Genomic DNA, 4,100 nt, shown 5'->3' with positions numbered 1-4,100 from the left:
GCCTTGACTGTTTCAGCAGGGAGTTTGACTTCTGCTGCCTTGGCATCTCCCTTTGTCGTCGCATCGATGATGACTTCTTCAGACTTGTTCTCAACAGCTTTGTCAACAATCTTGTCAGCCGTTGTCTTGTCCACCGTGGCAGTCGCTTTGCCGTCTGCGCCTGTTGAGGTTTCAACATCGGCAGTCGTTGTCTTGTCCCCAGGGTTGCTGGTTACGTTGTCATCCGGTGTTGGAGTCGGAGTCGGTGTTGGGACATATGGTGGGTTATAACTAACCTTGCCTGTATCATCCTGGCTGTAATTGCTGTCAGGGAAATAACTTGAAACATCAGCTTTCGCTGCTCCCTTTGTAAAAGTTCCTCCTCTAACAACAACTTTTTTCTCACCATTGCCATATGTTCCATCTGTTGTTCCAATATAAAACACCTCTTCTGAATCAGCCGCTTCAAATGTTCCATTGTAAATGTTGCAGTCTAATTTAGTGTTTTTATAAGGCATAGAAAGTGCAAATTTGCCCTTAAACGTTCCTCCATAGATGTTTAAAGTGCCATCACAAGCTGCATAAATTGGCGAAGCAAAATTGTTGTACGTCGGTGGATTGCTCGGCCTAAATGTACTTTCATATGTACCGCCGTAAACGGTAAAGTCTGCTGTCGCAGTATAATTATTTGCACCTAATGTCGCCATATAAGTTTTAATATTTGGACCAGCTGCACTGTCTTTGTCACCAAGTACAACTTTTCCTCCCTTACTAGCATAAATTCCGTAAAGTCCCGAGTCAGCAGTACGTGAAGTATATGCTGTAATTGAGCCGTTCTTCATTGTAAAGTTTGCATCAGTGCCGTCTACGGAAACCATTACTTTTGAATCCAATTTCCCAGTATCTGCTTCCATACATGTGAACGAGCCATTTTCAATCAAAGTACTGCCTTTTGTTGTAATGATTTGGTAAGTTGCAGTCTCATAAGTTCCGTCTTTGACATTGAGGGTTCCTTCTGTTTCAACTAAAAACAGCCCGGCACAGTATCTAATCTGATCAACATTTAAGGTACTTTTAATATCCTCAGTCCATTCAGATATGGATTCAATCTTGCCAGAACCTGCAACAGTCAACTTACCATTTACAGTGATAGCTGCTTTATACGCAACATTTCTACCTCTGCTATCCTGCTTAACATCGTTGCTGTCTGGAACTACATCTGTAGTTAATGTATTACCTGCCAAGTTTAAAGTGATGTCTTTGTTTGCTGGAATACTGATTTGTTCATCCAGAGTAATATCCTTACCAAGTGTAATTGTAGTCGGCGATTCAGTTGGCGCTGCTGTTACCGCGTCTTGCAGTTCATCTGCTGTATTAACAGTGCCATCATCCGCAAATGCCATCATCGGCATGTAACACATGACCATAATCAATGACATCAACACAACTGCGGTTTTTTTCATTTTTGCTTTCATCCCCTCGTTTCCTTTCTTATTTAAATAAGATTTATTCCGCTAGGAAAATTCCTCACAGAATAGGTTTATTCTGTCCCATTTCGGACACGCACCCACACGCAAAATTTAGCTGCCTTGCACACAGATGCTTACATATATATTATACCCCCCCCCGCACATTTTTGACTATGGTCAATTATCTGACTATGGACCTCCTCTATACCGACGATATCTTTTTAAACAGAGGCGGGTGTGGGGGTATTTTGCCAGCATGCAAGCCATAGCGGAGAAGCGGGAAACTATGTTTACAATAGAAAAAGATGGCATCTCTGCCATCTCTCATTCTCACTCTATTTTCTGACCATGCAGCCTTTCTTGTAAAAACACACGCCGTATTTTAGGATCGGGCCGTATCCGTCTTTCCGCAGCTCCGCCTCGTAGTCCTTTTCTTCAATTTGCTGCAGTGCCTCCCTGCATAAACCTTCCATTTGATCAAAGGCTTTCGCCACTTTCAGTTCCAAAATCACCGCTTTTCCGCAGAATTTATTCTCCCGCAGGATGATATCCGCACGTCCCTCTCCGCTCTCACGGTTTGACAGGACGGTAAAGCCTTTGATGCCTTTTAAGAGCCCTGCGAGGAAGCCATGGTAATAATTTTCCCCATAGTCAAAGAAACTGATCGTGTCGAGAAGCTGCTCAGACACAAATGCACCAAAGGCATCACAGTCCCCAGTTTCGATGGATCTAATCAAAGCATCCATATTGGTCACTGCAAGTTTCTTTTTTGACCATTCCAAAATGGAGTCTTCATAAATCGCTGCGATTTCCTCATTGGGAATCGCTAAAAAAAGGTATCGCTTTCGTCCATCAAGCCTTTGACCGCACTGTTTCAAATAACCGGTAAAAAACAAAAAGTTCCACAGGTTATCCCGCGACTCATGGATATCACCGTAAGTGATATCTTCATGTACTGGTTTCTCAATAATCCTGCCTTCAATGAGCATCTCTAATTCCCGTCTGGTTTCTGTGTCTGCTTCTTCCACCAGTTCTCGGACGATGCTGTTTGATGACGTATTTGACCAGTATGCTTGTAGCATCTTCCCTTTATCGTCCACATAGTTGAGGATGCTCCACGGGTTATATATTTCAGAATCTCCAAAGAGGTATCCATTGTACCATCTCCTGACCTCTTTCCTCTTTTGACCCAGATCATAGTCACGCAGCAACGTGTCCACCTCTTCCTGTGTAAAACCAAAAGCGTTTCCGTATTGTTCGTTTAACACGGAATAGATCTTCAGATTGTTCAGCCCTGTAAAAATGCTCTCTTTGCTGATCCGCAGACACCCGGTAATCACGGCAAACTCCAGTGCCGGATTCGACTTCAGCGCCGATTCAAAAACTGAACGAATGAACTGAATCATCTCTTCATAAAATTCTTCGAAATACGCATTTTCCAATGGCACGTCATACTCATCGATGAGGATGATGGCATTCTTCCCGTGATAGACCGCGAGGCATTTTGACAGAAACTCCAGCCCTTTGGCATACTCTATGGGCTCGGCTTCCTTACGGAGGAAACGTTCAAATAGTCTGCTGTCTTCTGCCTGTAAAACGTCTCTGTCGAGGATGTATCGATGCCGGTCAAATTCTTTAACCATCTCGTCGATTATGCTTTGATAGGCCATATCAAAGGTCGGCTGTTTTGCCGATTTCAAGGACAGGCTGATGACCGGGTACTGCTGCTGATGGCGCAGATACCTTTCCCCACAGCTGCTAATCTCCAGCCCGTCAAAAAGATAACTGTTGTCAATCTGCTCCCATCCACTGTCTATCTCCTTCTCGAAGAACCTGCGGACCATGCTCAGATTCAGAGTTTTCCCGAAGCGCCGCGGCCTGGTGAACAGGCTGACCTTTGCCCCGGAATCGAGCAGTTCTCTGATCATCATGGTCTTGTCGATATAATATAGATTCTTATCAATAATTTCCTTGATGTCCTCGTATCCAATTGGCACGGCTTTTTTCATCGGCTAGCTCTCCTTCCGTCATTCTAAGTATAGTATACGTCAAAGTTTCAAAATACACAACAAAAACACCAGCATAAAAGGCTTCGACCATGTCCAGGATACTGTCGCAATACGATTTTACCCGTCATTTCATCAAAAAAGGCCAATAACACCTAAATTTCTTGACTGTTGAGGAGCCGTAACGGCATCCCGAGCAAGAGAGGCAACCAAGTTTCAACGGATACAGCCTTTGCGGTTAGGATACTCCCTTTGTAGCTCACAATTTTTTAGGTGTTTTTCGCATTTTTTGAGCAAATAGGGGTTAAATGTTACTCACTTGTTTCTGATAAAAACCCGCGGAATTAATTTCCGCGGGTTCTGTCAGCATTGTTATATGTTATTTTGCAGTTCTGATTGCTTTGGTTGACCACTTGGTGAATACCTTGTCTCCATCGATGGTCCTGACACCACGAACCTTGTAGTAGTATCTGGTTCCCTTCTTCAGAGCCTTGGTGTTCTTGTAGCTCTTCTGGGTTCCTGTCTTTGTGGTGTAGAAAGCCTTGGTTCCATATCCGCTGTTCTTCTTTGTGGATCTGAACACCTGGAAGTAGTCCACCTTGTAGCCGTAGCTCTTCTTCCACTTGATGGTGATGGAGCCCTTCTT

3 protein-coding genes are annotated in these 4,100 nt (G+C 43.9%); all 3 read right to left on the bottom strand.

Annotation, left to right across the window (positions count from 1 at the left end; translation table 11 throughout):
- Positions 1 to 1,454, bottom strand: a 1,454-nt coding sequence (locus tag ACMQ5W_RS03870) for a hypothetical protein (RefSeq protein ID WP_419023545.1), incomplete at its 3' end; no start/stop codon positions are given.
- Between the two features lie 329 nt (positions 1,455 to 1,783).
- Positions 1,784 to 3,457, bottom strand: a complete 1,674-nt coding sequence (locus ACMQ5W_RS03865) for an AAA family ATPase (protein WP_419023543.1) — start codon at positions 3,455 to 3,457, stop codon at positions 1,784 to 1,786.
- Positions 3,458 to 3,833: 376 nt separating this feature from the next.
- Positions 3,834 to 4,100, bottom strand: a 267-nt coding sequence (locus tag ACMQ5W_RS03860) for a hypothetical protein (protein WP_419023541.1), incomplete at its 5' end; no start/stop codon positions are given.

The sequence above is a fragment of the Emergencia sp. genome, assembly GCF_048465375.1.
Taxonomy (GTDB): domain Bacteria; phylum Bacillota; class Clostridia; order Peptostreptococcales; family Anaerovoracaceae; genus Senimuribacter.
Note: the sequence above shows the minus strand (reverse complement) of the source record. Positions and strands in the feature narration are given on the sequence as shown.

Bases quoted from the DNA above. Each gene is read 5' to 3' on its own strand.
- ACMQ5W_RS03865 (WP_419023543.1), bottom strand. From the start codon at position 3,457: ATGAAAAAAGCCGTGCCAATTGGATACGAGGACATCAAGGAAATTATT.